This is a genomic window from Streptomyces sp. NPDC040545 (genome assembly GCF_055595065.1).
In genome coordinates, this window is the sequence record NZ_JBVIWA010000001.1 from 528,996 (window position 1) to 555,712 (window position 26,717).

The following is a 26,717-nucleotide window of genomic DNA, read 5'->3' on the forward strand; positions in this document are numbered from 1 at the left end:
CGTCAGGCTCCGGTGCCGGTGTCGCCGGGCAGGTCCCGGCGGCCGCGCTGGACGAGCAGCACGGCCAGGCCCACCGCCAGCCACACCGCCCCCACCAGTTGCGCCGTCCAGGAGGCCTCGAAGATCACCGCGAGGGTCACGGCCGCGCCCAGCACCGGCATCACGAGGTGCTTGAACCAGTTCGGCGGGCCCTCGCGCCGCTTGACCACGAACCAGCCCACCACCGAGGCGTGCAGCAGGGTGAAGGCCACCAGTGCCCCCACGTCCACCACCGACACCAGCTGGTCGAGCCCGTCGTCGCGCCGGGCCGCCCACACGGCGGCGACCAGCGTGATGGCGGCCGCCACCAGCAGCGCGGGCCTCGGGGTGCCGTCCGAGGTCCGGGCGAGCACCCGGGGCAGCCGCCGCTCGCGGGCCATCGCGAACACCAGCCGGCCGGCCGCCGCCTGTCCGGCCAGCGCCGCGAAGGCCGCCCCGACCGCCTTGCTGACCGCCACCAGGTCGTGCAGCCAGGAGCCGGCCGCGGACTCCACCGCGTCGTAGAAGGCCGGCCCCTGCAGCGCCGGCTCGGCCGCCAGCTCCGCCGCGGACACGGGCATGAGCAGCGCCGCGAGATAGCTCTGGGCGATGAACAGCACCCCGGCCAGCGCCAGGCAGAACAGCACCGCCCGCGCCACCCGCTCCGATCCGCCCGTCACCTCCTCGGCGAAGGAGGCGATGGCGTCGAACCCGAGGTAGGACAGGACCGCGACCGACACCGCGCCCAGCACCGCGGCCGTGCTGAAGCCGAGCGAGCCGTCACCGGTCAGCGGGGACAGCCAGCCGCGCCGCGCCCCGCCCTGGACCAGCACGGTCACCGCGGCGACCACGAAGACGAGCAGCACCACGAGCTCCATGGCCAGCACGGCGAAACCCACGCGCGCGGCCGCCCGTACGCCCCACAGGTTCAGGAAGGTGGTGATCACGACGGCCAGGGCCGTCCACACCCACCGGGAGACCTCCGGGACCAGCGCGTTCATCGCGATCCCCGAGAAGAGGTACGCGACCGCCGGGATCAGCAGGTAGTCGAGCATCGCCATCCACCCGGCGATCAGCCCCGGGCCCTCACCCAGACCCTTTCGGGCGTACGTGAAGACCGAGCCGGCCTGCGGGGCGACCCGCACCATCTGCGCGTAGGAGAAGGCCGTGAAGGCCATCGCCACGGTCGCGCAGAGGTAGACGAGGGCGACGGCGCCGTGCGATTTCGCGTCGAGCGTGCCGAAGACACCGACCGGGGCCATGGGGGCGATGAACAGCAGCCCGTAGACGACCAGATCCCGGAAGCCGAGGCTCCGCCGCAGCGCCGTGGGCGCGGCCGCACTGGAATCCGTAACGGAAGCCATCCGTCCTCCGGGGGCAGGGGCAGGTGTGCGCGGTATGCGCGGTAAGCGCTTCCGGACAAGTGTGTGCCGTACGGGGGACGCCCGGCCTCCTGGAGACCCCCGTACGATGGAGCACATGACTGCTCCCGCCCCCGCTCCTGCTTCCCGCCGTGTCCTGCTCGCCGCGCCCCGCGGCTACTGCGCGGGCGTGGACCGAGCCGTGATCGCCGTCGAGAAAGCCCTTGAGCAGTACGGTGCGCCGGTGTACGTCCGCCACGAGATCGTGCACAACAAGTACGTCGTCCAGACCCTGGAGAAGAAGGGGGCCATCTTCGTCGAGCGGACGGAGGAGGTGCCCGAGGGCTCCATCGTGATGTTCTCCGCGCACGGCGTGGCGCCGGTGGTGCACGAGGAGGCGGCGCGCGGCAAGCTCGCGACGATCGACGCGACCTGCCCGCTGGTCACCAAGGTGCACAAGGAAGCCATCCGGTACGCCAACGAGGACTTCGACATCCTCCTCATCGGCCACGAGGGCCACGAAGAGGTCATCGGCACCTCCGGCGAGGCCCCGGACCACATCACGATCGTCGACGGCCCGCACGACGTCGAGAAGGTCACCGTCCGCGACGAGTCCAAGGTCGTCTGGCTCTCCCAGACCACCCTCTCGGTCGACGAGACCATGGAGACGGTCGACGCACTGAAGACGAAGTTCCCGCTGCTCGTCTCGCCGCCGAGCGACGACATCTGCTACGCCACCTCGAACCGGCAGGCCGCCGTCAAGGTGATGGGCGCCGACTCCGACCTGGTCATCGTGGTCGGCTCGAAGAACTCCTCGAACTCGATCCGGCTCGTCGAGGTCGCCAAGGACGCCGGCGCCAAGGAGGCGTACCTGGTCGACTTCGCGAGCGAGATCGACGAGGCCTGGCTGGAGGGCGTCACCACGGTCGGCCTCACCTCGGGCGCCTCGGTGCCGGAGGTCCTGGTCGAGGAGGTCCTGGAGTGGCTCGCGGTACGCGGCTACGCGGACGTGGAGATCGTCAAGACCGCCGAGGAGTCGATCGTCTTCTCGCTGCCGAAGGAACTCCGCCGCGACCTGCGCGCCGAGGCTGCCGAACTGGTCGCCGACAAGTAACTCGTTTCGTACGGTATGTCCATGCAGATCTTCGGCGTGGACATCGGCGGAACCGGGATCAAGGGCGCTCCCGTGGACCTGGAGCGCGGCGACCTGGTTCAGGAGCGCCACAAAGTACTGACACCGCATCCGGCCGCCCCCGAGGGGGTGGCCGGATGCGTCGGCGAGGTGGTGCGCCACTTCGAGTGGAACGGGCCGCTCGGGGTCACCTTCCCGGGCGTGGTCACGGGCGGCGTCATCCGTACGGCGGCCAACATGGACAAGTCCTGGATCGGCGTCGACGCGGCGGCGCTGATCGCGCGCGAGCTGGGCGGCATGCCGGTCACCGTGCTGAACGACGCGGACGCGGCGGGCGTCGCCGAGATGACGTACGGGGCCGGGCGCGGGCGGGGCGGCACCGTCCTCCTGCTCACCCTGGGGACGGGCATCGGGAGCGCCCTGTTCACGGACGGGCGGCTGGTCCCGAACTCGGAACTCGGACACCTGGAGCTGAAGGGCCACGACGCGGAGACGCGGGCGTCGGTGAAGGCCAAGGAGGACCACGGCCTCACGTGGGAGCGCTGGGCGCACCGCGTGCAGAGGTACCTCCAGCACGTGGAGATGCTGTTCTCCCCGGACCTCTTCATCATCGGGGGCGGGGTCAGCCGCAAGCCGGAGAAGTTCCTGCCGCTGATCGAGGGCGTGCGGGCCGAGATCGTCCCGGCGAAGCTGCAGAACAACGCCGGCATCGTGGGAGCGGCGATGACGGCGAAGGCCGCGAAGGCGGCGAAGGCCGCGAAGAAGTAGGGCCGGGGCTCACTGGGTGATGCGTCGGGGCACCCGGCGCCTGCCGATGAGCACGGCCTTGCGCACGACGGCGATCAGCGCGGCCACCAGCGTCCCGGCGTAGAGCCAGCCGGCGTGCAGGGACAGCGCGGACACCAGCCCCATCAGCTGCCCGCCGATGCCGCCGGAGCCGCCCGAGATGGGCCACACTCCGGCGGCGAAGGCGATGGGCACGCCGACCGGCGCCGTGATCAGGTCGGCGGGCCGTACCCAGAGCGCGGTGGCGGCCGCGACGGGCAGGAAGAGCAGCCCGTAGACGAAGAGCGAGGAACCGAACAGCAGCCAGCAGATCCCGCCCACCAGCACCATGGCGGCGCACGAGAACAGCCCGCCGCCGAGCCCGGTCAGCCGGGGCCGCGGCATCCGCCGAGCGAGCGCGGACCGCCGCGGACCGCCGCCGGCCTGGGCGGGCACCGCGGCGGGCCGGGGTCCCTGGCGCTGGGCAGGCGGTCGCTGCTGGTGAGGGGCCGATCGCGTCCTGTATTGCTCCACCCCACCAAACTAGGCGGGGAGCGGGTCGGATCGGGGTCCGGACACGCGTACATCCACCGCCACTCATCGGAAAGTAAACTGTCCGGTGGCCCACTCCTGGGCCGCCGCCCCCTCCAGCTACGGGAAGTCGCCAACGTGTCGCTCACGATCGGAATCGTCGGCCTGCCGAATGTCGGCAAGTCGACCCTGTTCAACGCCCTGACCAAGAACGACGTGCTGGCGGCCAACTACCCGTTCGCCACCATCGAGCCGAACGTCGGCGTCGTCGGTGTCCCGGACCAGCGTCTGGCCGTCCTCGCGGGCATCTTCGGATCGCAGCGCGTCCTGCCGGCGACGGTCGACTTCGTCGACATCGCGGGCATCGTGCGCGGCGCCTCGGAGGGTGAGGGCCTGGGCAACAAGTTCCTGGCGAACATCCGCGAGTCGGACGCCATCTGCCAGGTCATCCGCGCCTTCAAGGACGAGAACGTCGTCCACGTCGACGGCAAGGTCTCGCCCAAGGACGACATCGAGACGATCAACACCGAGCTGATCCTCGCCGACCTCCAGTCCATCGAGAAGGCCGAACCGCGCCTGACGAAGGAGTCCCGCCTCCAGAAGGAGAAGGTCGCGGTCCTCGCGGCCGTCGTCGAGGCCAAGAAGATCCTCGAAGCGGGCGACACCCTCTTCTCCAAGGGCATCACCAAGGGCACGGAGCAGGGCGACCTCCTCCACGAGCTCCACCTGCTCACCACGAAGCCCTTCCTCTACGTCTTCAACGTGGACGAGGACGAGCTGACGGACGACGCCTTCAAGGCCGAGCAGAGCGCGCTCGTCGCCCCGGCCGAGGCGATCTTCCTCAACGCCAAGCTGGAGCAGGACCTCTCCGAGCTGGACGACGAGGAAGCCCTGGAGCTCCTCCAGTCGGTCGGCCAGGACGAGCCCGGCCTCGCGACCCTCGGCCGCGTCGGCTTCGCCACCCTGGGCCTGCAGACCTACCTGACGGCCGGCCCGAAGGAAACCCGCGCCTGGACCATCAAGCAGGGCGCCACGGCCCCCGAGGCGGCCGGCGTGATCCACACCGACTTCCAGCGCGGCTTCATCAAGGCCGAGGTGATCTCCTTCGCGGACCTGGTCGCCTGCGGCTCGGTCGCCGAGGCCCGCGCCAAGGGCAAGGCCCGCATGGAGGGCAAGGAGTACGTCATGCAGGACGGCGACGTGGTGGAGTTCCGGTTCAACGTCTGAGCGGATGAAATAACACTACGTCGCTGACGTGGCAAACATGCAGGTCAGATGGGGTCGGACTCTGTCGAGTGCGACCCCTTCGCCGTCACCGTGCTGGATGGGTGCTGGATATTCTGACGCGGGGTCAGCGGCAATCAGGTCTCGTAAACGGTAGACCTGTGTCCCACATGGACGACCCACACCACGAGCTCTCCGTTGTCGATCGTGTACACGATGCGGTAGTCGCCGACGCGCAGACGGCGTCGGTCGGGCTGGGACACGAGTGCGGTGGTGTTGAAGCCGAGCGGGTCGCTCTCCAGCTCGGTCAGCTTGGCCAGGATGCGCAGCGCCATGTCGCGAGGGATCTTCCGAAGCTCGGCCTGCGCCTCCGGTCGGAAGACGGTCCGGTACTCACTCACCGCGCGCCAGCGTCTCCCTCATGATGTCCTCGATCGGGATGCCGGGTGCCGGGTTGGCCATGCGCTCGTCGATGATCCGGTTGATCTCGCGCTCTTCCCACTCCTGATACTTGCGCAGCACCTCGATGGAGACGACGGCGGCGACTTCCTTGCCCCGACGCGTGATGACCGTGGGTACGTCGTCGCGGTCCGCACGCTCCACGACTTCCGCCAGGTGGGCGCGCACGTCGCGGATGGACTCTATGGGCAGCGGCTGCGTCATACGCTCAAGCGTACCGAGTGTGCCATGTGTACACAACCGTGGTTCGGCCGTGTGGTGCTGGATGTGCTGAGTGAGTTCGCACCGTGCTGGATGGATGCTGGATAACCACTTTCAGGGCCGTGTTTCATTCCCCTGGCGCTGCCGGACCGTGTCACCGCCCGCAGCAGGGTGTCCTCGGCACACCTCCGCTGCCAGCGTCTCCCTCCTGACGTCCTCGATCGGGATGCCGGGTGCGGGGTCGGCCATGCGCTCGTCGATGATCCGGTTGAGCTCGCGCTCTTCCCACTCCTGGTACGTGCGCTGTACCTCGATGGCGGCGGCTACCTTGCCTCGGCGGGTGATCACCGTGGGTACGGCGGCGCGGTCTGCGCCAGGTGTGCACGCAGGTCACGGATGGACTCTGCGGGCAGTGGCCGTGTACGGAGCGGAGCCTGGCGGCGGGCGGGTCGCCCCGTCGTGGTCGCGTGGGCCGGATGTGCAGCGGCGCGCGGGTGGGTGCGTTCGGGCGGGGAGGGCCTAGCCTGGGTGGGCGCGGGTGTGGGTGTGGAGGGTGGAGTGGTGGGCGTGGGGCCGGGTGGGCAGTGGGAGTGGCCGGGTCGGAGTCTGCTCGGGGTGTTGTCCGCTTCCGCGCGGGCCGAATTGCTCGCGCTGGGTTCGGAGTTGACGCTCGACTCCGGCGGCGTGCTGCTCACCGAGGGCGCCACCGACCGGCATCTGTACGTCATCCTCGGCGGGTTCGCCAAGGTCACCGCGACCGTCGAGAACGGGCAGGAGTCGCTGCTCGCCGTTCGGGTCGGCGGGGACAGTGTGGGCGAGATGGCCGCCCTCGACGGTGCGCCGCGGTCGGCCGGCGTGGTGGCCTGCGGGCCGCTGCGGGCGCGGGTGATCGGGCCCGGGGCCCTGCACGGGCTCATGCTGCGGCGGCCCGAGGTGGCGATGGCGCTGACCCGGATCGTGGCCGACCGGCTGCGCTGGGCCAACCGGCGGCGGCTCGAATTCCGCGGGTATCCGGTCAAGGTGCGCCTCGCGCGGCTTCTGGTCGAGCTCGCCGTGGCGTACGGGCGGCCGGAGGCGGGGGGCGGGCATGTGATCGGCTTCCAGCTCACCCAGCCCGAACTCGCCGCGCTCACCGGCGCCGCGGAGACCACCGTGCACAAGGGATTGCGCGAGCTCCGGGACGAGGGGCTGCTCGGCACCGGATACCGGACGACCACCGTGCACGACCTCGCCCGGCTCGCCCGGGTGGCCGAACTCGCCGAGCCCGTGGCGCCGCCCGCCCCGCGCCGGCCCCGGGGATCAGCCGAGCAGCGGCCGTAGCAGCAGGCAGAGACCGGCGGTGGTTCCCATCACCGCGGTGCACACCACGGCGGCCGTGACACAGCGGTACTTCCGCAGGGCCACGTCGGAGAGGAAGCGGATCACCGCCTGCAGCTGCCGCTCGTCCTCGGCGGTGACGGGCGGCGACGGATCCGAGGCGGAGGCCGGCCGGACGAAGCTGTAGTCGTTGGGGCCGGCGGGCCGCCAGACGCGCGGCCGCAGCGCCAGTGCGAGCGAGGCCGCGCCGCCGAAGAGGCCGCAGACGAAGAGGGCCAGCAGGACCCCCGCCAGCCAGCCGAGCGGGCCGCCGCGCCGCACGGCGTCGAGCGCCGCCTCGCTCCACCCGCCCGCCGTCCCCACGAGCCCCGCCTGCACGGCGGAGAGGATGCCGGCCTTGGCGTCGGCGTGCTGGTGCGTCGTCTGCAGGACGGTCAGCATCGTGCGCGCGGCGGAGCTGGGCACCGCCGTGGGCGGGGTGGGCGGGGTGGATGTCACGGAACCTCCAACGCGGCTCGGTCGGACTTCCATTGAGCCGCCCGCCCGCCGGGCGGACCAGGCACTTCTACGGGATCGGACGACTGCGCGAGATCCCGTATTTCCACGGGGTGCGAGTGGCCGGTTCCGGTGTACGACTGGCAGGGCGACCGGCGCTCCACGGGGGTGGGCCAGGGTCCGGGAGCGGCCTGCCGCATCGCTCCGCGCCGCGTAACTCTTTTGATTCGCGAGCGAGTTGGAGGTGCGGCATGCTGTGCTTCCCGATGTCACGGACGAGGAGGACGGGATGTCCGTAGGTGCGATGGGTGGGTTCGGCAGGCGGCTTCTGCTCGCCGTCGACGCGCGAGGTTACGGCAGCGCGGACACCGCGCGACAGCGCGAGATTCAGACAGTGTTGCCCCGGCTTCTCGCCGAGTCCGCCGAGGCGGCCGGGCTCGACCGGGCCTCATGGGTGCGGCAGGCCGCCGGGGATTCCGAGTTCGCCGTGCTCCCGGCCGGTTCCGACGAGCAGGCGCTCGTCGAGCCGTTCATGCGCCGGCTGGGCGCCGGGCTGCGGGCCCACAACCGCGACCGGGTGCCCGGCGCGCGGCTCGCGCTGCGCGCCGCCGTGCACTTCGGTCCGGCGTCCGAGGCCCCCAACGGCTTCGTGGGCCCCGGTCCCGTCGAGGTCTCCCGCATCCTGGAGAGCGACCCGCTGCGCCGGGCCCTCGCCGCGGCCCCGGACGCCGCGCTCGCCGTGGCGCTGACCGCGCCGGTCTTCACGGAGCTCGTCGCCCAGGGGTACACCAACTTCCGGCCGGAGGAGTTCCGCGAGGTCGTCGTCGAGAAGAAGGAGTACCGGGGCCGGGCCTGGCTGTGGGTGTCGGGGTACGACGTCCACACGCTGGACCTCGGTGAGCCGGGCCCCGGTCCGGGCTCGGGCCCGAACCCCGGTCCGGACCCCGGTTCGGATTCCGATTCTGGTTCCGGTTCCCGTTCCGACTTCGGTTCTGATTCCGGTTCTGGTACCGGCACCGGCTCTGGCCATCCCTCCGGTTCGGGTTCCGGTTCTGCGGCGGCCGCCGCCGGCGGAGGGGACTCGGCCACCAACAATCTGCACGGAACCGTCATCAACGGGAACGTCGTCTTCGGCATCTCCAAGTGAGTTGAGCGGACGGGGAGACGGGGTGCACACGTGAGATCCACGGATCGGCCCACGGAGGATCACGGCAGTGGTGGGGAAGGAGACGGCGTGTCCGGCGAACCCCGGCAGTTAACCGGCGAGGCGAACGGCACGGCCGATGTCCGCCCCGCCCCCGAGCCGCCCGCGGCCCCGGCCCCGCCGCCGGCCCCGGCCCCGTCCACACCCGCCTCCACGTCACCCTCACGAGTGAATTCCGGAGCCCATTCCGGAGCGGATTCCGCAGCCGATTCCTCCGACGGCGACTACCGCGTCTACAACAACTTCTACGGCCCGCAGTACCACGGCCGCGCCCACTTCGGCATCGCCACCGCCGCCGAGCGGCCCGGGCGGGCCCGCGCCACCGGCCTCCTCGACGCCGACGAGATCGACGCGCTGCTGCGCTCCTACATCCGACCCGACTGCTTCGACGAAGCCGCCCACGAGCTGTCCCGTACCGGCATCGTCGTCCTCACCGGCCCCCAGGGCACGGGCAAGCGCTCCGGCGCGGTCGCCCTGCTCCGGGAGACCGTCGGACCCTCCGCCGACTACGTGGTGCTCTCGCCCGACATCGGCCTCGACCAGCTCGCGGAGCGCACCTTCGACGCGGGCGTGGGCTACGTCGTCCTCGACCGCACCGGGACCGCGGGAGCCGCGGATGCGGCCGGGACCACCGCGGACGACGCCGGTCCGTCCTCCGACTTCGACTGGCGCCGGGTGCGCGACCAGCTGCGCCGCCACCGCGCCCATCTGGTGATCACCACCGTGCACGGCGTGGCCGGCCGTTCCCCCAAGGCCGTACGCCATCTGCCGTGGCGGCCCCCGCTCCTGGACAAGGTGGTACGGGCCCGGCTGGTCCAGGCCCGTATCCCGCAGGAGATCGTCGACCGGGCCGTGGCCGGCATCCCGCCCCGCTGCCCCCTCGCGGTCGTCGCCGACGCGGCCCAGCGGATCGTGGCGGGCGCCGACCCCGACCAGGCGTGGAAGGAGCACAGCGGCAGCGCGCCGCAGGCGGTCCAGGAGTGGTTCGGCGCCGAGGAGGAGCGGAGCCTGCGCGAGATCGCCGAGGTCACCACCCTCGCCTTCGCCCCGGGCATCGGACGGCGCGCGTTCGAATCGCTCCAGGACCTCCTCGAACGGCTCCTCGGGCCGGTCTACTTCACACCGGAGGCCGCGGCCGGGACCGGGGCCGCCGCCGACGGCGCGGCGGCCCCCGACACCACGGGGCAGGCAGCCCCCGACGGCCAGGACCCGCAGCAGCGCCGCCTCGCCCGCCCGGTGGACCGGCGCCGCTCGCTCTCCCGCAACGCCCTGATCACCACCGAGATGCAGATCTACGGCGCGACCACCCGCGAGGTCATGGTCTTCGCCGACGCCGAGCTGCGCCGCTGGGTGCTGCAGGCACTGTGGCGCGACCACCCCACCGAGTACTGGGACGCGGTCCGCCACTGGCTGGACGCGCTCGTCGACGCCGACCCCGACCCCGCCCTCCAGCTCTCCATCGCCTCCGGACTCACGCTGCTCGGGCACATCGCCTTCGACGAGGTCGTACAGAGCTACCTCGACCCGTGGGCGCGCGGCCAGAGCGGCGAGACCGGGCAGACCCTCGCCGTGTACGTGCTCTGGTACATGTGCCTGGAGGAGACCCAGGCGGCCGCCGCGCTCACCCTGGCCCGCACCTGGGCCCAGTCCACCCACCCCACCCTGCGGGGCACCGCGCTCCTGGCCTTCAGCGGCCAGCTCGGCGTCACCTTCCCCACCGACGCGGTGAAGTGGCTCTGGGCCGTGCTGCGCACCAGCGCCCTCGAAAAGCGGGAGGAACGCGAACACGGGCTGCGGGCCTGGGCGCAGCTGTTCCTGACGCTCGTCGACTGCCAGGAGGACGCCGGCATCGTGCTCGACGCCCTGGCGCACCGGATCAGGAAGGAGCAGCGCACCCGGTCCGCCGCCTACTCGGCGACCGGCCTGCTCGTCCTCGAAACCACCCTCTGGATCTTCACCGCCACCGAGCGGCTCTCGGGCCGCCCCGCCGTGGCACGCTACGTCGCCGACCGGCCCGAGGAGGCCGACGTCGTCGCCGAGTTGTGGGCGGCGGTCCTCTGCTACCGGCCGCTGCGCCGCAACGCCCTGTCCGCTCTCCTCGTCGCGGTCCGTGGCCTGCACGCCGTGACCTCCGACCCCACCGCCGCGGCCGCGCGACTCGGTCACGCCCTCGCCGCCGCGCTTCCGCACGTCGAACACCCCTTGCTGACAAGCGAGCTGGGCCGACTCGCGGACTCCCGTCCCACCCGCGCCCCGGGTCCCGACTGCGTCGCGACCCTGCTCGGCGCCTTGAACCGTGTGAAGGACACCCACCCACGATGACCACGATCCGCAGGACCTATCCCCTGGTGGAGGAGCGGGTGCTGGCTCCCGCGCCCCGTACCGGCCGCCGCTTCTGGAACCAGCCGACCCGTTCGCACGACGAACTGCCCCGCGTCTCCGCTCACCAGGTCCTCGTCTACCGCACCGGTGACCAGTACCTCACCGACCACGGCGTCCGCGGGCCCGGCGACGAGAGCGTCCTGAACGCCGGCTCGGTCACGGTCGTCGACTGCCGCACCGCGGTGCCCGTCACCGTCGGCACCGACGTACCGTCCGCCGAGACCGACGGCTTCACCGTCCAGGTCGCCTTCCACTGCACGGTCACCGACCCCGTGGCCGTCGTCCGCGAGGGCGTCGTCGACGTGGAGTCCCGGCTGCTCGGGTATCTCCGGGCGCTGCCCGGACTCACCGACGTCACCCAGGAATGGCCGCTCGAAGCGGGCAAGGAGGTGTCCCGGCGGCTGACCGCGCGCCTGATCTCGTACCTGGAGATGGAGCCGCCGCGGATCGCCGGGCTGTCCGTCGGAGACCCGTACCTGACGGTGCTCACCCCGCAGGAGTTCGCCGACCAGCAGCGCGAGCGCGAGCACGACCGCGTGAAGGAGGCGGTACGCCGCGAGCGCGAGCAGATGCAGCACGAGCGCGAGCAGATGGAACATGAGCGCACGAAGGAACGCAAGGCGATGGAAGCCGAGCGCAACTCGCTCGAAATGCGGCACCAGCAGGAACTGGAGGACCTGCGGCGGTCGTACACCCAGCGGACCGACGCCGAGGACCAGCACTACACCCACAACATCAAGCGCAAGGACTTCGAGTTCGAGCGCACCGAGGCGCTCAAGGACCTCGAGGACTTCGGCACCGACCCCGCCAACACCGACGTCCTCGCCCAGCGCCGGGGCGAGATCGGGTACTCCGAGCTGGCCGAGCGGCAGCGCGAGAGCGACCGGCTGCGGCGCGAGCGGCAGCGCGAGGACGAGGAGCGCCACTGGGAGAACGCCGAACGCCGGCGCCACGCCGAACGGGAGGACCTCCGCTACAGCCTGGAGCGCGAGGACCGCCACCGTGAGGTCGACCGCCAGGATGCGCGCGCCGCGCTCGACGCCGCCCGGGAGGAGCAGCGCGAGACGCGGGCCGCGGACCGCGACGACCGGCTGCGGCAGCGGGCGGAGCAGCGCGAGGACGTGCTGGCCGACCGGGCCGAGCGGCGTCACCGGGCCGACCGGCGCGACAACATCAACCAGGAGCTGAGCCGCCAGCTGATCAACCGCGGCCTCCTCGACAACGCGCCGCTCGACGCGCGCGCCTTCGTCGAGCGCCTCAGCACCGGGCAGAGCCTCCTCGACCAGGACCCGCCCGCCGCCGCGCAGGTGGCCGGCGCCGCCGACCCCCCGCAGCTGAAGGAGGGCACCGGCGCGTCGTCCGGGGACCGCTCCGACGAGCCCCGCCGCCGGTCCTACGAGGAGGAGGACCCGTACGGGAAGCAGAAGTACGGCCGGGATCACGGACAGGAGTACGGCCGGCGCGACGGCCGGCGCGACGATCCGTACGGGGACGACCGGTACGGCGACGACCGGTACACGGACGACCGGTACCGCGACGGGGGCGAGCGCACCGACCGGTCCGCCCGCGACGGCGGCACCGGCCGGGACCGCGACGGAGCGGGCGACGACGACGGCGCCCGCTCCGCGCGCCGCCCCCTGATCGCCGACGACGACCTCGGTGAAGCGGGGAGGGAGGAGCGTGGCCGCTGACACCCCCGTACGCCCGCCCGAGGAGGAGTACGACGCATGGGCGGCCGAGACCCGGCCCGCCCACCGCGCCCACCGCGCCCACCGGGCCTGGGGCGGCCCCGCCGCGCTCCTGCGCCGTCTGATCGGCATCCGCGAGGAGATCCTCGACCGCGAGAGCGCCGAGCGCGCCCGCTACACGTGGTACGGAGCCATCGTCCTCAACACCGCGCTGCTCGGCGGCGCCTCCATGGCCATGGCCATCTGCACGATCCGCGAGGGCACACCGGTCGTGGTGGCCGTCCTCGTCGGCATGGTGTGGGCGTGGATCGTGCTGGCCCTGGACAGCTGGCTGGTCTCCAGCACCCACGGCCACACCGGCGGCCGGGCGGTCCGCATGCTGGTGCCCCGGCTGTTCCTCTCCGTGGTGCTCGGGCTCACCATCGCCGAACCGCTGCTGTTCCAGATCTTCGACCGGGAGATACGCCAGGAGATGGCGGTCAGCAGGGAGCGCGACCTCGCCGAGTTCCGGGGTGACCTCACCGCCTGCAACCCCCTCGACGGCCAGGACACGACGAACCGCGACGAGTGCGGCGACTTCCATCTGACCGTGCCGGGCGCGCCGGCCTCGATCAAGGCGGACATAGTCGACAACACCGCCGCCACCGCCCGCCTCGACGAGCAGATCAAGACCTACAACGACACCCTCTCCGGGAAGCTGGAGGACGAGCGCCGCGAGTGCGCCAAGGACCGCTGGATCTGGCGCGGCAACGGCTGGGACACCAGCGAGACCTGTGAGCGCGCCCGCGCCGATACCGGCACGTACAAGGCCACGAGCAAGATCGCCGAGTACGAGGCCAAGCGCGCCGAGCTCGTCGGCAAGGGCAACCTCCTGTCCGAGGAGCTGATCAGGACCGGCACCTCCTTCCGCACGGACGTCAAGGAGGCGATCGACGCCAAGGTCGCCGACCGGCAGAAGTCGCAGCAGAACGACGGACTGCTGCTGCGTGCCGACGCGCTGTCCACGGTGGCCTGGTCCGACGGTTTCGCGCTCTTCATGATGTTCCTGCTGCACGCCGTGCTGCTGCTGGTCGACGCCATGCCGGTGCTCGCCAAGCTGATGAGCGGCCCGTCCGAGTACGACCGCAGGCTCGCCGAGCGGCGCGAGGCCAACAAGCGCATGCACCTGGAGGACCAGGAGGCGCAGCGCCGGGTCGACGCCATCGACCGCGAGGTCCGGCGGTACGCGGCGGAGGTGTGGGCCGAGGAGGACAAGGCCCGGCTGGGTCACGACCACTACAGGGCGCGCACCGAGCACGCCCGCATGGTCCGCGAGGAGCTCGACGCGCGCACCGCCCGGCTCCTGGGCGAGTGACGTCCGGCGGTGACCGGCCGCTCCGACCATCCCGGTGGTCGCGGCGGCCGGTCACCGTCGCATCCGGCCGGTACCGGCGCTTTCGGCGTTGCGCTGCGGCGGTGGGAGGATGCGGGGACACGGAGAGAGAGGCCGGGGCCGGATGGGGCGCAGGGAGCGGGAGGCGGTCGCCGGGGGAGAGCGGCTGTACGAGGCCGCGCAGGCGGTGGTCGGTGACCACCGGCAGGCCGTCGACGCCGTTCGGGAGGCCCTGAAGCCGATCCACGACGCGGCGGCGGAACAGGCCCTGGACGCCATCCCCGTGACCCGGCTGAAGGAGGTCACCGAGGGCCGGCTGAGGCTCGGGGAGGTCGAGCGGAGCGGGCTGCGCTCGGTCGGGCAGGTGCTCGACGCCGGGTCGTACCGGCTGCGCCAGATCCCCGGTGTGGGGCAGCGGACCGCCGATCAGGTCATCGCGGCGGCACGCCAGATCTCCGACGCCGTCCGCGAGACCATCGCCGTCCACATCGACGTGGACCGGCCGGAGCCCCGGACCACCGCGCTCGTGACGGCCCTGCACGTACTGGTGGAGGCGGGCCCCGACGCGCAGCGCGCCCTCGACGCGGCCGCGGTGCTCGCGGAGCGGCTCGGCCCGCTGCTCGCCGAGGCCAGGCCGGCCGCCGGGCGGCTGCGGATGCTGCTGGCGGGGCAGGCCAAGCGGGACCGGGCGCTCGGCGCCGTCGCCGAGGTCCGCGGCCTGACCGAGGAAGCGGCGCAGGGCGCGGTGCCCGAACTGCTCGCGCAGGCCTCGGTGGATCTGCTGCGCGGTCCCTCGACCGAGGTGGCGGCCTGGGTCGACTTCGAGCTGCGGTCCGCCGAGTACTACAGCCTCCTCGCGGAGATCTCCGGCCGCAGCCCCGACGCGGCCGCCGCCGAAGGGTTCCTGCCCGACGAGGTCGCCGAGCGGGTCCGCCGCCAGCAGCTCGACGACACGCACCGCAGGGTGTCGCTGCGCGGTTACCAGTCCTTCGGGGCGCGGTTCGCGCTGGCGCAGCGCAAGGTGGTCCTCGGGGACGAGATGGGGCTCGGGAAGACCATCCAGGCCATCGCCGCCCTGTCCCACCTCGCCGCCGAAGGCCAGAGCCACTTCATGGTCGTCTGCCCGGCCAGCGTCCTGATCAACTGGACGCGTGAGATCGAGGCCCGCAGCAAGCTGCGCGTGATGTGCCTGCACGGCCCCGACCGGCAGGAGGCGTTCGCCGACTGGAAGGGCCGGGGCGGGGTCGCGGTGACCACCTTCGACGCCCTGCGCGGATTTCCCACGCCCGGAGGCGGCGAGATCGGGATGCTGGTCGTGGACGAGGCGCACTACGTGAAGAATCCGAAGACCCGGCGCGCGCAGGCCGTGACCGAATGGTCCGGGCGCTGCGACCGCGTTCTGTTCATGACCGGGACACCCATGGAGAACCGGGTCTCCGAATTCCGCAGCCTGGTGAACATCCTCCAGCCCGACCTGGCCGCGGCCGTCGGTGACCGCGACGGCGTGGCCGGCTCCAAGGCCTTCCGGAAGGCCGTCGCCCCGGTCTATCTGCGCCGCAACCAGCAGGACGTGCTGACCGAACTGCCCGCGCTCCAGCACACGGACGAGTGGGAGGAGCTGAGCGCCTCCGACGAGGCCGCCTACCGCGAGGCCGTCCGCTCGGGCAACTTCATGGCGATGCGCAGGGCGGCGTACGCGCACCCCGAGAGGTCGGCGAAGCTGAACCGGCTGCGCGAGATCGTCGAGGACGCCGCCGAGAACGGGCTGAAGGTGGTGGTGTTCTCCAACTTCAGGGACGTCCTGGCGGTGGTGAAGGACTCCCTGGAGGCCGCGCCGGGCCCCGGCGGCGGCCGGGTGTTCGGCCCGCTCTCGGGGAACGTGCCGCCCGCCCGCCGCCAGCAGGTGGTGGACGAGTTCGCCGCCGCGCCGGGGCACGCGGTGCTGGTGGCGCAGATCGAGGCGGCGGGGGTCGGGCTCAACATGCAGGCCGCCTCCGTCGTGATCATCTGCGAGCCCCAGGTCAAGCCGACCATCGAGAACCAGGCGGTGGCGCGGGCCCACCGGATGGGGCAGGTGCGTCCGGTCCGGGTGCACCGGCTGCTCGCCACGCGCGGCGTGGACGAGCGGATGGTGCGGATCCTCAAGAACAAGAGCCGTCTGTTCGACGCGTACGCACGGCGCAGCGCCGTCGCCGAGTCCACACCGGACGCGGTCGACGTGTCGGACGTCGCGATGGCCCGCCGGATCGTCGAGGAGGAGCAGGCGCGGCTGGGAACGGTCCGCGGGCCGGCCTAGGCCCTGTCGTCAAAGTCCCGTCGGGCCCGCGACGCCACTTTGACGACAGGACCTAGGAGAATCTGACTGTCTTGCGGTGCAAGGGAGTCGGCGACTATCTTGTACCGCATGACAAAGAAGCCGGCCGCGACCGCAGACCAACGGCGCAGTCAGCTCCTGCGCGGAGTGCTCGACCTCTGTCTGCTGTCCCTCATCGCCGAACGGCCCCGCTACGGATTCGAGTTCGCCGAGGCCCTCGCCGAAGGCGGGCTCGACCTCGTCAGCGACGGCAGCATCTATCCGCTGCTCGCACGGATGGAGCGGGCGGGGCTCATCTCCTCGTACCGTGCCCCGTCCCCCAGCGGCGGCGCCCCGCGCAAGTACTACCGACCGACCGAGGCCGGCCGCGCCGAGCTGACCGGGGGGCGGGCCGACTGGCAGGCCTTCGCCGCCCCCGTCGGCCGGATCCTGAGCGCCGGTACGCAACCCACGGGGGAAGAAGCACCATGACGAACGAGCAGATACTTGCCGCCTGCCGTAGCAACTGGGAGTACCGCGGCGTCGGCGAAGCGGCCATGCGGGAGATGCTCGACGAGCTCTCCGCGCACCTGGAGGACGCCGAGGCCGCCGGGCGCACCGGGCAGGACGTCGTCGGCCCGGACGTACGGGCCTTCGCCGCGGCCTGGGCGCGCGAGCGAGCGCCGTTCGGCCGGCGGGCCCTGCGCACACTGGCCATGGCCTGCTTCGTCCTCGGCGTCCTGCCGGTCTTCTCGCACCTGCTCCGCTGGACCACCCAACTGGCCGTGACCGCCGACTACGTCGCCTTCTGGGCGGCCATCGGCGCGATCACGGTCGCCTGGGAACTGCGGCGGGGCAGCATGCCCATGCACCAGCACTGGCTGCTCTCCTTCGCCGTCGGCCTGCCCGTGATGATCCTCACCAAGTGGCTGACCGGGGACGGGGTGCTGTTCACGCTCCCGCTGTGGACCGCGGCGGTCCTGCTGCTGCCCGCGCTGCCGTACATAGTCGCCGACCTGCGAGCCCGCCGGAACGCCAAGAACGGCGCAGCTCAGCCTTGCTGATCCGGCTGATCCGGCTGATCCGGCTGATCCGGCTGCTCGGGCGGTGCGCGGCGGCGCTCGCGCCCAGCGTCGAGACGGCCGGCCGGCCGAGATCCCTGGCATGATTTTGCTCTGTTTTGGAACTGTGCGGGGGTTTCGCACATCAGAACCAGGGGATGCCCAGCCGTTCTGCCCTCGGGGGCAGCCATGACCGTTCGGAGCGAAGTTCGTGCACCAGTACCCGCAGCGCCCGCGGCCTGATGAGCAGCAGTCGTACCCGGAGTACCCGCCCCAGGAGCAGCACCAGGGGCACCGGGACTTCCCCGGGTACCCGGGGCCGGCGCAGCAGCACCAGCCGTACGGCGAGCAGGCCGCCCCCACCCGGACCCCGGAGCCCAGGCGCTCCCGGCGCCGAATAGGGATCAGCGCGACGGTCGCCCTCGCGCTCCTGCTCGGCGGCGGGTTCGCCGCCTGGAAGCTCGACTGGTTCTCCGGCAACGGCGAGGACGTGAGCTTCGGGAAGAACACCCCGCCCCCGGCCACGGACAAGGCGGACCCCAGCGCCCCGGCGACCGCCGCCACCCCCTCCGGCGACCCGGACGTGGCTCTGCCGGCCGGCCCCAAGTCAGGCTTCAAGCAGACCACCAAGCTCGACGACGGCACGATCATCGCCAAGACCCGCCTCGCCGGCGCGAAGTCCGGCTTCACGGGTGACGTATGGGTGTGGGCGCCCAAGGAGTACGACGACCCCAAGTACGCCAAGAGCGGCTTCCCGGTCCTCATCGCGCTCCCCGGCGGCAACGGCTACCCGGACAACTACTGGGCCGACCGCAGCCTCGGCCTCCAGAAGGCCATCAGCGACGGCGCCAAGGCCGGTACCAGCCTGCCATTCGTCGTGATCATGCCGGTGCTCAACCCGGACGCCAAGTACTACTACGACGGCTCCGACATCCCCGGCCAGGCCAAGATGGGCACGTGGATCGCCGAGGACATCCCGGACTTCGCCAAGGCCAACTTCCGTACGTACAAGTCCCGTGACGGCTGGGCCTTCATGGGCTCCTCCTCCGGCGCCTTCGTCGGCATGAAGACCGTCCTGCAGTACCCGGACCGGTTCAAGGCCGTGATCGCCAGCGGCGGCGAGATCGTCCCGGACTCCCCGCTCTGGAAGGGCCACCAGGCCGAGATGGACGCGAACAACCCCGAGAAGCTCGCCCAGAAGCTGATCGACACCAAGGGCCCCGAGGTCTACATCAACTTCCAGATCGGCACCAAGGAGAGCGGGAAGGAGCGGATGACGAAGTTCCAGCAGCAGTACGGCAAGGGACCGGTCAAGATGACCATCCGCGACATCCAGAACGGTGAGCACAACGGCTGGCACTACGTCCGGGGCATGAAGGAAGGCTCCCTGGAGTGGGTCAGCAAGGTCCTGAAGGGGCCCAAGCCCGAAGCCGGCTGACCGGGCCGGCCGCGGGCGTCCCGGCCGGCCGCGTGGTGCTCGCCACGTCACCCCCGTCCCAGGCAACCCATCCCGTCGTTCATACCTCTGTAAAGGGTGTAAGGGGGACCGATCGGTCCGACCCGCGCTCCTGGCGGGCGCCGGAGAAGGAACGGGACAAAAACCGTGCAGCAAGACCAGCAAGGCGACGGCAACCCTGTGACCGAGGGCGGCCGTCGCCCCCATCGCCTGCGCATGATCCTGATCAGCAGCGGGCTCGCGCTCACCCTCGCCGGGGGCGGAACGGCGGCGTACAAGTACGGCCTCTTCTCGGACATAGGGGATCCGGTCTCCTTCGGCCAGGTCCAGGAGAAGGCCGGCGCGGCCGCCGAGCTGCCGCCCGAGGTGCAGATGCCGACCGGGCCGAAGGCCTCGTTCGTCCGTACCTCCCGGCTGCCGGACGGCACCCAGATCGGCCGCACCACCCTCACCGGCAAGAAGTCCGGCTTCACGGGTGACGTGTGGGTGTGGGTGCCCAAGGAGTACGACGACCCGAAGTACGCCAAGAGCGGCTTCCCGGTCCTGATCTCCCTGCCCGGCGGCCGCGGCTACCCCACCAACTACTGGGGTACGGGTCCCGGCCTCGGCCTCCAGAAGGCCGTGAGCGACGGGGCCAAGGCCGGCACCAGCCTGCCCTTCATCCTGATCATGCCCGTGCACAACGCCGACACCAAGCACCACTTCGACGCCTCGGACATCCCCGGCCAGCCCAAGATGGGCACCTGGATGGTCGAAGACATCCCGGATTTCACGAAGGCCAATTTCCGCACCTTCACCTCCCGCGACGGCTGGGCCTTCATGGGCTCCTCCGCGGGCGGATTCGGAGCCTTCAAGCACGTCCTCAAGCACCCCGACCGGTTCAAGGCGGCCATCGCGAGCGGGGTCGACATCGTCCCCGACTCCCCGCTGTGGCAGGGGAACACGCAGGCCATGGACGCCGACAACCCGGAGAAGCTCGCCGCGAAGCTGATCGCGGCGGGCGGTCCGGACGTCTACATCAACTTCCAGATCGGCACCGCGGAGAGCGGCCGCGACAAGGCCGAGAAGTTCATGAACGACTTCGGGAAGGGCCCCGTGCACACCTCGCTGCAGGTGATCCAGGATGGTGAGCACAACGGAAAGTCGTACGTGCGCGGCATGAGGGAGGGCTCCCTGGAGTGGATCAGCAAGGTGATGAAGGGACCGACACCCGATCCCGGCGTGCGTTGAGCACGGCGGTGAGGGGGGCGTCGGCGGCCGCCGTGGCGGGGATCGCGGCGGTGTTCGCCGTCGCGTTCCTCGAGGTGCCCGGCGAGCGTCCGGTGCTCCCCTTCCCCACCGTCGGCGTCCTCATGGCGGGCGGCGAGCACTGGTGCACGGCGAGCGTCGTCGACAGCCCCGAGGGCAACGTCGTCGCCACCGCCGCGCACTGCGTGGCCCCGGCGGGCGAGGACGGGCAGCCGGGCGAGGTGGCCCACGACGGGCTGGCCATCGGCGAGCTCTCCTTCGCCCCGGCCTTCTCCGGCGAGGGCGCCGGCACCCAGCCGCTGGGGGTGTGGAAGGTCAAGTCGATCCACGTGGACGACCGCTGGACGAAATGGGGCGAGGACACCGCCGACTTCGCCTTCCTCACCATCGAGCCGGACGAGGACGGGCGCAGCATCCAGGACGCGGTCGGCGGCGGCGCCGAGGCCCCGAAGCCCGAGTGGACCTCGGGGTACGAGCGGGACGTGACCGTCGTCGGCTACCCGGAGTCCGAGCACAACCCGCAGAACAAGCCCGTCTCCTGCACCACCCAGACCCGCCACGACGAGGACGACCCCGACATGCTCTACATGAGCTGCGCCGGGTTCTGGACGGGGACCAGCGGCAGCCCCTGGATCGCGGACCGGGGCGGGCCGGACCGGGCCGGGCACCTGATCGGGGTGCTGAGCGGCGGGGACACGGACGTGGACTCCACGGCCGCGCTCTTCGACGAGCACGCGAAAGCCCTGTACGAGCGGGCCGCGCGGGGCTGAGCGCGCCCGCGCCGCCCCCGCTGCTACTGCCTCCGCTCGGTACTGACGATCACGCCCACCGCCGCCACGACGATCGCCCCGCCGACCAGGATCGGCCAGGTCAGGGCCTCGTCGAGGATCAGCGTGCCGAGCGCCACGGCCACGACCGGATTGACGTACGCGTACGTGGACACCAGCGACAGCGGCGCGGCCTGGAGCAGCCACACGTACGCCGTGAAACCGACGAGCGAGCCGACGACCGTCAGATAGCCGAGGGCCAGCCAGGAGGCGGTGGAGAACGCCGCCGGGTCCAGGCCGCGGTGCTCGCCGCGCAGCAGGCCCACGACCACGGCGGCGACCCCGCCCGCGAACATCTGGTAGGCGCTGCCCGTGAACGGGTTGGCCGGCAGCTTCAGCCGCGGCGCCGAGAACGAGCCCAGCGACCACAGCACCGAAGCCGCCACGACCAGCAGCACCCCCGACAGCCGCACGTCGCCGCTGAGCCCCGGGCTGGTCAGCACCGCGAGCCCGGCGAGACCCACCAGCACCCCGGCCAGGGTGCGCGGCGCGGGCCGGTCCCCCGTGGTCGTCCGGAGCACCACCACCCACATCGGCACCGCCGCCACCAGCAGCGCGGCAAGGCCCGACGGCACCGAAGTCTCGGCGAGGACCACCAGGCCGTTCCCGCCGAGGATCAGCAGCAGCCCGACCAGGGCCGCCGAGCCGAGCTGCGCGCGGGTGGCCCGCAGCGCGGCCGGACCGTACCGCCAGGCGACGACGGCGGACAGCAGCAGGCCGGCGGTGATGAACCGGGCTCCGGCGGAGAGGAACGGCGGCATGGTCTCGACGACGATCCGGATGCCGAGGTAGGTCGAGCCCCAGACGACGTAGACGACGGCGAGGGCGGCCCAGACCGCGCCCGGGATCCTGCCGAGGGCGGTGGTGGCCGGCCCGGAGGCCTTGCCGTCGACCGGCGTTGAGGTGCTCATGCTCGGATCCTAAGGTCCTTGGCCCATGCACGCTTCCGGATATCTCAGCCCTTGAGCAGGTCGTTCAGCTGGCCGTAGGGCAGGGAGTGTGCGAGCGCCCCGTAGGTGCCCTGCGAGATCAGCTCCTCGGCGGCGCGCCGGACCACGGCGTACGCGGCTTCGGCGACCCAGGAACCGAGGCTGACGCGGGAGACGCCGAGGGCGCCGAAGGCGGCGACGGTCGGGGCGTCCGGGCCGAGCAGGATGTTGAGGGGCGCGTCGATGCCCTTGGCGAGCTCGGCGACGGTGGCCGGGTCGAGCACACCGGGCACGAAGACGCCGGAGGCTCCGGCCCGCAGGTACGCGGCGGCGCGGGCGAGGGTGTCGTCCAGGCGGGTGGCGTCCTCGCCGAAGCCCCGGAGGTAGGTGTCGATGCGGGCGTTGATGTAGAGCGGGACCCCGGCGGCGTCGGCCGCGGCGCGGGCCGCGGCCAGGCGCTCGATCTGCTCGGCGGGGTCGCGGTGGCCGTCCTCGATGTTGATGCCGACCGCGCCGGCGTCCAGGACCCCGGTCACGGTCTCGCCCACGGCGGCCGGGTCGGCGCCGAAGCCGCCCTCGATGTCGGCGGTGACGGGTACGGCGGGGACGGCGGCGACCACGCGGGCGACGAGGTCCAGGGCCCGGTCCCGGGCGAGCGCGTCGCCGTCGGGGGAGCCGAGGGACCAGGCGACGCCGGCGCTGGTGGTGGCGACGGCGGGGGCGCCGGCGGCCGCGACGATGCGGGCGCTGGCCACGTCCCAGGCGTTGGCGAGGGCGAGCGGGGCGGCGGGGGTGTGCAGGGCCGCGAACGCGGCGGCCTTGGCGGCGAGATCAACATGGGTGGTCATGGGGTCAGTTCACCAGACCGGGTGCGTCCGGTCTCGCGGAATTCCGGCATGGACGTGGGACGGGGCGCGGGCGCGGCGGCTCCCGCCGCCGGCCTCCGCCCGTCCGCCGGCCTCCGCCCGTCGTCCGTCGGCCCGGATCCGCCCGTCGGCTATCCGCCCGCGCCGCACAGGGGGATCACGGCGGTGCGGCCCTGCAGGGGATCCCCGGGCGCCGCCGGGCCCACCGCGGCCCAGCAGGCCGCGGCCGTCGGCTCCACGGAGAGGCCGCGGCGGGCCAGGTCCCACTGGGCCTCCTGCAGCCGGTCGTCCGGGACGGTCAGGAAGGTGCCGCCGGACTTGCGGACCGCCGCCAGGATCTGGCGGGCGCGGGGCGGTGCCGGGATCGCGATCCCCTCGGCCAGGGTCGGCCGCTGTTCCACCGGGGCGGCTTCCTCGGCGCCCGCCGCGAAGGCCCGCGCCAGCGGGGACACCGCCTCCGCCTGGACCGCGATCAGCGCCGGCGGCCTGACCCCGCGCCGGGCCAGTTCCTCCACGGCCAGGGCGGCCCCGAGCAGCAGGGTGCCGTTGCCCACGGGGACCACCAGGGCCTCCGGGAGCCGGCCGCCCAGCTCCTCCCACACCTCATACACGTACGTCTTGGTCCCGTGCAGGAAGTACGGGTTGAACACGTGGCTCGCGTAGAAGACCCCGGGCGCGTCCGCCGCGGCCCGGGCTGCCTCCGAGGCGGCCTCGCGGCCACCGGCGACCACCCGGACGTCCGCGCCGTGCGACCGCATCCGGGCCGTCTTCTTCTCCGACGTGCCCTCGGGCACGAAGATTTCGCAGGCCAGTCCGGCCCGCGCGCAGTACGCGGCCACCGCCGTCCCGGCGTTGCCGCTGCTGTCCGCCACGACCCGCTCTGGTGCGAGCCGCCGGGCGAGCTCCACGAGCATGACCGCGCCCCGGTCCTTGAAGGACCGCGTGGGCATCAGGAAGTCGAGCTTGGCGTGGATCCGCTCCGCCAGCGGGACCAGCGGGGTGTGCCCCTCGGCCAGCGATACGGAGAACGCCCCGGGCAGCGGCAGCACGGACCCGTACCGCCACAGGGAGTTCGGTCCCGCGGCCGGTTCCAGTGCCGCGGCCGGGTCCGGCGTGAAATCGAGGTCCCAGGGTCCGCCGCAGACCGGGCACGCCCACGGCGCCGTCCGGACGTCCGCGCGGGTGCCGTCCTCGGAACAGATGTAGCCGGGGAGTGCGTGCGTCATGTGTGGAACACCTCTGCTCGGTCATGGCCGGTGTACGGCACGGATGTTACGCGCCGGTGATCGTCACCGGGGTCGGCCCACGCACCACCGCGCGGGAGCCGGGGGCGGCCGCCGGGCCGGGCGCGACGGCGGGGGGCGAGCGACCTGCCGGGCGCCCCGGCTGCGTACTATTTCGCGCATTCGTTCGCGCCTTCCGCGGCGCGCCCCGCGATGCCGCCCTGCGATGCCGCCCTGCGATGGAGTCCGCCCCCGTGAGCACCCCGCCGAGTCCTCCTCCCGGACCGGGCCACTCCTGGCCCCCGCCGCCCCCGCAGCAGGGCTGGGGCTGGGGTCCGCCGCCCGGTCACGGACAGCAGCCGCCGGCGCTCAACGGCTTCGCACTCGCCTCGCTGCTGTCCGGGCTGCTGTGCATGGCGCCGCTCGGCATAGCCTTCGGCATCGCAGCCCTCGTACAGATCGCGAAGCGGGGGGAGCGGGGCAAGGCCCTGGCGATCGTGGGCCTGGTGGTGTCCGTGGCGATGACCGGCGCGCTGGTCTTCACCGCCGAGCGGGTCCTGAGCTCCGACGACGACCGGTTCGGGTCGCTGAGCGAGTTCGCGGGCGTCGAGGGCGAGCTCACGGACCTCGACGACCTCCGGGCGGGCGACTGCTTCAACGTTCCCGGCGGGGACCTGATCGACGAGCGGCCCGTGACGTACCGGATCGACTGTGCGCAGGTGCACCACGGTGAGGTCACCGCGTCCAAGGTGCTGGGGGCGCCGGACGGTCCCGAGCCGCGTGAGGCCGGGCGCGCGTCCGAGGACGCGTGCTGGAAGGCCCAGGACGAGTACGCGATGGACACGTGGGCGCTGCCCGAGTACGCGGAGATGTTCTACTACGCGCCCTCGCGCCGGTCCTGGCGCGAGGGGGACCGGACGCTGCTCTGCGTGATCGGTACCACCGACGAGGAGTGGCGGGGCAGCCTGCGCAAGGACGCCGGAATGCTGAAGCCCGAGCAGTCGGCCTTCCTGCGGGCCGCCAACACCGTCGAGTTCGTCATGAGCCGGCCTCCCGAGGACGACGTGGAGGACGCGCTGCCCGCGTACCAGGCGTGGGCGCGCGAGGTGCACGCGGTGCTGGGCGCCGAGGCGAAGCTCCTCCAGGGGGAGGCGGCCCGGGCGGGGCTGGAGAAGGCCGCTGCGGCGCAGCTGGCGGAGATCGAGGCGGCGCGTGCGCAGTGGCAGCGCGCCTCGCAGGCCAGGACGCCGGAGGAGTTCGACAAGCAGTGGGACCGGGCGCTGGCCGCGATGTCCATGGGGACGGAGCAGGCGCTGCGTGGTGCGTACGGGCTTTCGACGGCGATTCCGCAGTGGCTGTCGGACAGCCATGAGGACCTGGAGGACCCGGACGACGGGACCGGCGGGGGCCCCTCGGCCGAGTCGGTGTGACGTCCTTCGGGTAACGCAGGGTAGCGGGTTTGAGTGACCTGGCTTCATCACTTCGAGTGAAACTCTGGCCCTTGCTTGCGGTCTTCAACCCTCGGTTGCCAGGGTGTAGCTGTCTGTCAACCTGATGGGAGTGGCCAGTGACTTTCGGTGAGCAGCCGGCCTATCTGCGCGTGGCCGGGGATCTGCGACGGAAGATCGTCGACGGTTCTCTGCCCCCGCACGCCCGGCTTCCCTCTCAGGCACGCATCCGCGAGGAGTACGGGGTCTCCGACACCGTGGCCCTGGAGGCGCGCAAGGTCCTCATGGCGGAGGGGCTGGTCGAGGGCCGGTCCGGATCCGGCACGTACGTACGGGAACAGCCGGTCCCGCGGCGGGTCGCCCGCGCCGGCTATCGCACGGGCGGCGCCTCGACGCCGTTCCGGCAGGAGCAGGCGGACGCCGCCGCGCGCGGCACGTGGGAGTCGAGCAGCGAGCAGACGGGCGCGCCCGCGGAGATCGCGAAGCGGCTCGGCCTCGATCCCGGCGAGCGCGTGATGCGGACGCGGTACGTCTTCCGCGACGCGGGGGAGGCGATGATGCTGTCGACCTCCTGGGAACCGCTGGCCGTGACCGGCCGGACGCCGGTGATGCTGCCGGAGGAAGGGCCGCTGGGCGGCTCCGGGGTGGTCGACCGGATGGCCGCGATCGACGTCGTCGTGGACAACGTGGTCGAGGAGGTCGGCGCCCGGCCCGGCCTGGCGGAGGAGATCATGCTCCTCGGCGGGGTGCCGGGGCACGTGGTGCTGGTGATCGGCCGCACCTACTACGCCTCCGGCCGTGCCGTGGAGACGGCCGACGTGGTCGTCCCGGCGGACCGCTACCGCCTGGCGTACCACCTCCCGGTGAGATGAACGCTCCCGCCGCAGGGTGAACCCCCGGGCACCGCCCCGGGGTTCACACGCGACCGGCGCGACGCCCGCGACCCGGCGGGTTTCGGCGCGATGGCGGACGCCCGCGCCGTCCCGGCCCCGGGCATCCCCGGACCGTTCGGTCCGCATGCCGGGACCCGCTCCCCGCGCACCGCGGCCCGGGCCGCGCCGGACGCCCCGCCGCGCCCGCCGCGCCACCTGCGCGGATGCCCGCCGCACGGCGGCGCCGCGGCCCCGCCCCGGCCCCGGGTGCGCCCCGTTCGGACCGGCGCGCACGGCCCACTCGTACGCGTGGCCGGATGCGTACGCCTGTGAGGTACCTCTTCG

The 26,717-nt window shown here is 72.4% G+C and carries 24 protein-coding genes and 1 pseudogene; 16 read left to right on the forward strand and 9 right to left on the reverse strand.

Annotation, left to right across the window (positions count from 1 at the left end; all coding sequences use genetic code 11):
• Nucleotides 1–2: 2 nt before the first annotated feature.
• The gene (locus ACZ573_RS02600; RefSeq protein ID WP_471298022.1) at nucleotides 3–1,382 is read right to left on the reverse strand and encodes an APC family permease; all 1,380 of its coding nucleotides are present in this window, start codon (nucleotides 1,380–1,382) and stop codon (nucleotides 3–5) included.
• A gap of 106 nt (nucleotides 1,383–1,488) precedes the next feature.
• On the opposite strand from ACZ573_RS02600, the gene ACZ573_RS02605 reads away from it, so the two are divergent.
• Together ACZ573_RS02605 and ppgK are read left to right on the forward strand one after the other, a co-directional pair.
• Entirely contained in the window at nucleotides 1,489–2,493 is a 1,005-nt protein-coding gene (locus ACZ573_RS02605; RefSeq protein ID WP_471298025.1) for a 4-hydroxy-3-methylbut-2-enyl diphosphate reductase, read from the forward strand.
• Between the two features lie 21 nt (nucleotides 2,494–2,514).
• Nucleotides 2,515–3,279 carry a polyphosphate--glucose phosphotransferase gene (gene ppgK, locus ACZ573_RS02610; protein ID WP_471298028.1) on the forward strand — a complete coding sequence of 255 codons (765 nt, stop codon included), beginning with the start codon at nucleotides 2,515–2,517 and terminating at the stop codon, nucleotides 3,277–3,279.
• 9 nt (nucleotides 3,280–3,288) lie between these two features.
• Here the strand turns inward: ppgK and ACZ573_RS02615 are convergent, their stop codons facing one another.
• Nucleotides 3,289–3,681 carry a DUF6542 domain-containing protein gene (locus tag ACZ573_RS02615; protein WP_471298031.1) on the reverse strand — a complete coding sequence of 131 codons (393 nt, stop codon included), beginning with the start codon at nucleotides 3,679–3,681 and terminating at the stop codon, nucleotides 3,289–3,291.
• 264 nt (nucleotides 3,682–3,945) lie between these two features.
• Between ACZ573_RS02615 and ychF the strand changes: the two genes are divergently transcribed.
• On the forward strand, nucleotides 3,946–5,034 hold the full coding sequence (ychF, locus tag ACZ573_RS02620) for a redox-regulated ATPase YchF (RefSeq protein ID WP_382542272.1): 1,089 nt from the start codon (nucleotides 3,946–3,948) through the stop codon (nucleotides 5,032–5,034).
• A 134-nt stretch (nucleotides 5,035–5,168) separates the two neighbouring features.
• Here the strand turns inward: ychF and ACZ573_RS02625 are convergent, their stop codons facing one another.
• The 3 genes and pseudogenes from ACZ573_RS02625 to ACZ573_RS02635 form a co-directional block, all read right to left on the reverse strand.
• Nucleotides 5,169–5,432, reverse strand: a complete 264-nt coding sequence (locus ACZ573_RS02625) for a type II toxin-antitoxin system RelE family toxin (protein ID WP_471298034.1) — start codon at nucleotides 5,430–5,432, stop codon at nucleotides 5,169–5,171.
• Nucleotides 5,425–5,694: a type II toxin-antitoxin system Phd/YefM family antitoxin gene (locus tag ACZ573_RS02630; protein WP_019434848.1), complete on the reverse strand. Its 270-nt coding sequence runs from the start codon at nucleotides 5,692–5,694 to the stop codon at nucleotides 5,425–5,427. Before ACZ573_RS02630 ends, ACZ573_RS02625 begins: the two co-directional genes overlap by 8 nt.
• A 189-nt stretch (nucleotides 5,695–5,883) precedes the next feature.
• Nucleotides 5,884–6,104 (reverse strand): annotated as a pseudogene (locus ACZ573_RS02635) (type II toxin-antitoxin system Phd/YefM family antitoxin); the annotation flags it as partial.
• Nucleotides 6,105–6,306: 202 nt separating this feature from the next.
• Here ACZ573_RS02635 and ACZ573_RS02640 point away from each other — a divergent pair.
• Nucleotides 6,307–7,011 (forward strand): Crp/Fnr family transcriptional regulator, encoded by a 705-nt coding sequence (locus ACZ573_RS02640; RefSeq protein ID WP_471298037.1) that lies wholly within the window; start codon nucleotides 6,307–6,309, stop codon nucleotides 7,009–7,011.
• Here the strand turns inward: ACZ573_RS02640 and ACZ573_RS02645 are convergent.
• A complete protein-coding gene (locus ACZ573_RS02645) occupies nucleotides 6,991–7,506 on the reverse strand; it encodes a Pycsar system effector family protein (RefSeq protein WP_471298038.1) in 516 nt (171 codons plus the stop codon). The genes ACZ573_RS02640 and ACZ573_RS02645 overlap by 21 nt on opposite strands.
• Before the next feature lie 391 nt (nucleotides 7,507–7,897).
• Here ACZ573_RS02645 and ACZ573_RS02650 point away from each other — a divergent pair, with 391 nt between their 5' ends.
• From ACZ573_RS02650 to ACZ573_RS02695, 10 genes are all read left to right on the forward strand, one after another.
• The gene (locus ACZ573_RS02650) at nucleotides 7,898–8,650 is read left to right on the forward strand and encodes a hypothetical protein (RefSeq protein WP_471298040.1); all 753 of its coding nucleotides are present in this window, start codon (nucleotides 7,898–7,900) and stop codon (nucleotides 8,648–8,650) included.
• Nucleotides 8,651–8,737: 87 nt separating this feature from the next.
• Nucleotides 8,738–11,029, forward strand: a complete 2,292-nt coding sequence (locus ACZ573_RS02655) for a hypothetical protein (RefSeq protein WP_471298043.1) — start codon at nucleotides 8,738–8,740, stop codon at nucleotides 11,027–11,029.
• Nucleotides 11,026–12,780, forward strand: a complete 1,755-nt coding sequence (locus tag ACZ573_RS02660; protein ID WP_471298046.1) for a hypothetical protein — start codon at nucleotides 11,026–11,028, stop codon at nucleotides 12,778–12,780. The genes ACZ573_RS02655 and ACZ573_RS02660 overlap by 4 nt, the downstream gene beginning before the upstream one ends.
• Nucleotides 12,770–14,131: a DUF4407 domain-containing protein gene (locus tag ACZ573_RS02665; protein WP_471298048.1), complete on the forward strand. Its 1,362-nt coding sequence runs from the start codon at nucleotides 12,770–12,772 to the stop codon at nucleotides 14,129–14,131. Before ACZ573_RS02660 ends, ACZ573_RS02665 begins: the two co-directional genes overlap by 11 nt.
• Before the next feature lie 142 nt (nucleotides 14,132–14,273).
• Nucleotides 14,274–16,445, forward strand: coding sequence for a DEAD/DEAH box helicase (locus ACZ573_RS02670; protein WP_471298051.1), 2,172 nt, complete (start codon nucleotides 14,274–14,276; stop codon nucleotides 16,443–16,445).
• Between the two features lie 108 nt (nucleotides 16,446–16,553).
• On the forward strand, nucleotides 16,554–16,934 hold the full coding sequence (locus ACZ573_RS02675; protein WP_471298054.1) for a PadR family transcriptional regulator: 381 nt from the start codon (nucleotides 16,554–16,556) through the stop codon (nucleotides 16,932–16,934).
• Complete coding sequence (locus ACZ573_RS02680) at nucleotides 16,931–17,506, forward strand: hypothetical protein (protein ID WP_471298056.1); 576 nt, start codon at nucleotides 16,931–16,933, stop codon at nucleotides 17,504–17,506. Before ACZ573_RS02675 ends, ACZ573_RS02680 begins: the two co-directional genes overlap by 4 nt.
• Before the next feature lie 208 nt (nucleotides 17,507–17,714).
• Nucleotides 17,715–18,941 carry an alpha/beta hydrolase gene (locus ACZ573_RS02685; protein ID WP_471298058.1) on the forward strand — a complete coding sequence of 409 codons (1,227 nt, stop codon included), beginning with the start codon at nucleotides 17,715–17,717 and terminating at the stop codon, nucleotides 18,939–18,941.
• Between the two features lie 234 nt (nucleotides 18,942–19,175).
• On the forward strand, nucleotides 19,176–20,189 hold the full coding sequence (locus ACZ573_RS02690) for an alpha/beta hydrolase (protein WP_471298062.1): 1,014 nt from the start codon (nucleotides 19,176–19,178) through the stop codon (nucleotides 20,187–20,189).
• Between the two features lie 8 nt (nucleotides 20,190–20,197).
• The gene (locus tag ACZ573_RS02695) at nucleotides 20,198–20,977 is read left to right on the forward strand and encodes a trypsin-like serine peptidase (protein ID WP_471298064.1); all 780 of its coding nucleotides are present in this window, start codon (nucleotides 20,198–20,200) and stop codon (nucleotides 20,975–20,977) included.
• A gap of 23 nt (nucleotides 20,978–21,000) precedes the next feature.
• Here ACZ573_RS02695 and ACZ573_RS02700 read toward each other — a convergent pair whose 3' ends face one another.
• The 3 genes from ACZ573_RS02700 to ACZ573_RS02710 form a co-directional block, all read right to left on the reverse strand.
• Nucleotides 21,001–21,945, reverse strand: coding sequence for an EamA family transporter (locus ACZ573_RS02700; protein ID WP_471298067.1), 945 nt, complete (start codon nucleotides 21,943–21,945; stop codon nucleotides 21,001–21,003).
• A gap of 44 nt (nucleotides 21,946–21,989) precedes the next feature.
• The gene (locus ACZ573_RS02705; RefSeq protein ID WP_471298070.1) at nucleotides 21,990–22,811 is read right to left on the reverse strand and encodes an isocitrate lyase/PEP mutase family protein; all 822 of its coding nucleotides are present in this window, start codon (nucleotides 22,809–22,811) and stop codon (nucleotides 21,990–21,992) included.
• A 149-nt stretch (nucleotides 22,812–22,960) separates the two neighbouring features.
• Complete coding sequence (locus tag ACZ573_RS02710) at nucleotides 22,961–24,055, reverse strand: pyridoxal-phosphate dependent enzyme (protein WP_471298073.1); 1,095 nt, start codon at nucleotides 24,053–24,055, stop codon at nucleotides 22,961–22,963.
• 251 nt (nucleotides 24,056–24,306) lie between these two features.
• On the opposite strand from ACZ573_RS02710, the gene ACZ573_RS02715 reads away from it, so the two are divergent.
• Nucleotides 24,307–25,482 (forward strand): DUF4190 domain-containing protein, encoded by a 1,176-nt coding sequence (locus ACZ573_RS02715; protein ID WP_471298076.1) that lies wholly within the window; start codon nucleotides 24,307–24,309, stop codon nucleotides 25,480–25,482.
• 137 nt (nucleotides 25,483–25,619) lie between these two features.
• The gene (locus ACZ573_RS02720; protein ID WP_471298078.1) at nucleotides 25,620–26,372 is read left to right on the forward strand and encodes a GntR family transcriptional regulator; all 753 of its coding nucleotides are present in this window, start codon (nucleotides 25,620–25,622) and stop codon (nucleotides 26,370–26,372) included.
• Nucleotides 26,373–26,717 lie beyond the last annotated feature (345 nt).

Coding starts and splice junctions, on each gene's coding strand:
- ACZ573_RS02600 (WP_471298022.1), bottom strand. CDS start 1,382: ATGGCTTCCGTTACGGATTCCAGTGCGGCCGCGCCCACGGCGCTGCGG.
- ACZ573_RS02605 (WP_471298025.1), top strand. CDS start 1,489: ATGGAGCACATGACTGCTCCCGCCCCCGCTCCTGCTTCCCGCCGTGTC.
- ppgK (WP_471298028.1), top strand. CDS start 2,515: ATGCAGATCTTCGGCGTGGACATCGGCGGAACCGGGATCAAGGGCGCT.
- ACZ573_RS02615 (WP_471298031.1), bottom strand. CDS start 3,681: ATGCCGCGGCCCCGGCTGACCGGGCTCGGCGGCGGGCTGTTCTCGTGC.
- ACZ573_RS02630 (WP_019434848.1), bottom strand. CDS start 5,694: ATGACGCAGCCGCTGCCCATAGAGTCCATCCGCGACGTGCGCGCCCAC.
- ACZ573_RS02660 (WP_471298046.1), top strand. CDS start 11,026: ATGACCACGATCCGCAGGACCTATCCCCTGGTGGAGGAGCGGGTGCTG.
- ACZ573_RS02670 (WP_471298051.1), top strand. CDS start 14,274: ATGGGGCGCAGGGAGCGGGAGGCGGTCGCCGGGGGAGAGCGGCTGTAC.
- ACZ573_RS02675 (WP_471298054.1), top strand. CDS start 16,554: ATGACAAAGAAGCCGGCCGCGACCGCAGACCAACGGCGCAGTCAGCTC.
- ACZ573_RS02680 (WP_471298056.1), top strand. CDS start 16,931: ATGACGAACGAGCAGATACTTGCCGCCTGCCGTAGCAACTGGGAGTAC.
- ACZ573_RS02690 (WP_471298062.1), top strand. CDS start 19,176: ATGATCCTGATCAGCAGCGGGCTCGCGCTCACCCTCGCCGGGGGCGGA.
- ACZ573_RS02700 (WP_471298067.1), bottom strand. CDS start 21,945: ATGAGCACCTCAACGCCGGTCGACGGCAAGGCCTCCGGGCCGGCCACC.
- ACZ573_RS02705 (WP_471298070.1), bottom strand. CDS start 22,811: ATGACCACCCATGTTGATCTCGCCGCCAAGGCCGCCGCGTTCGCGGCC.
- ACZ573_RS02710 (WP_471298073.1), bottom strand. CDS start 24,055: ATGACGCACGCACTCCCCGGCTACATCTGTTCCGAGGACGGCACCCGC.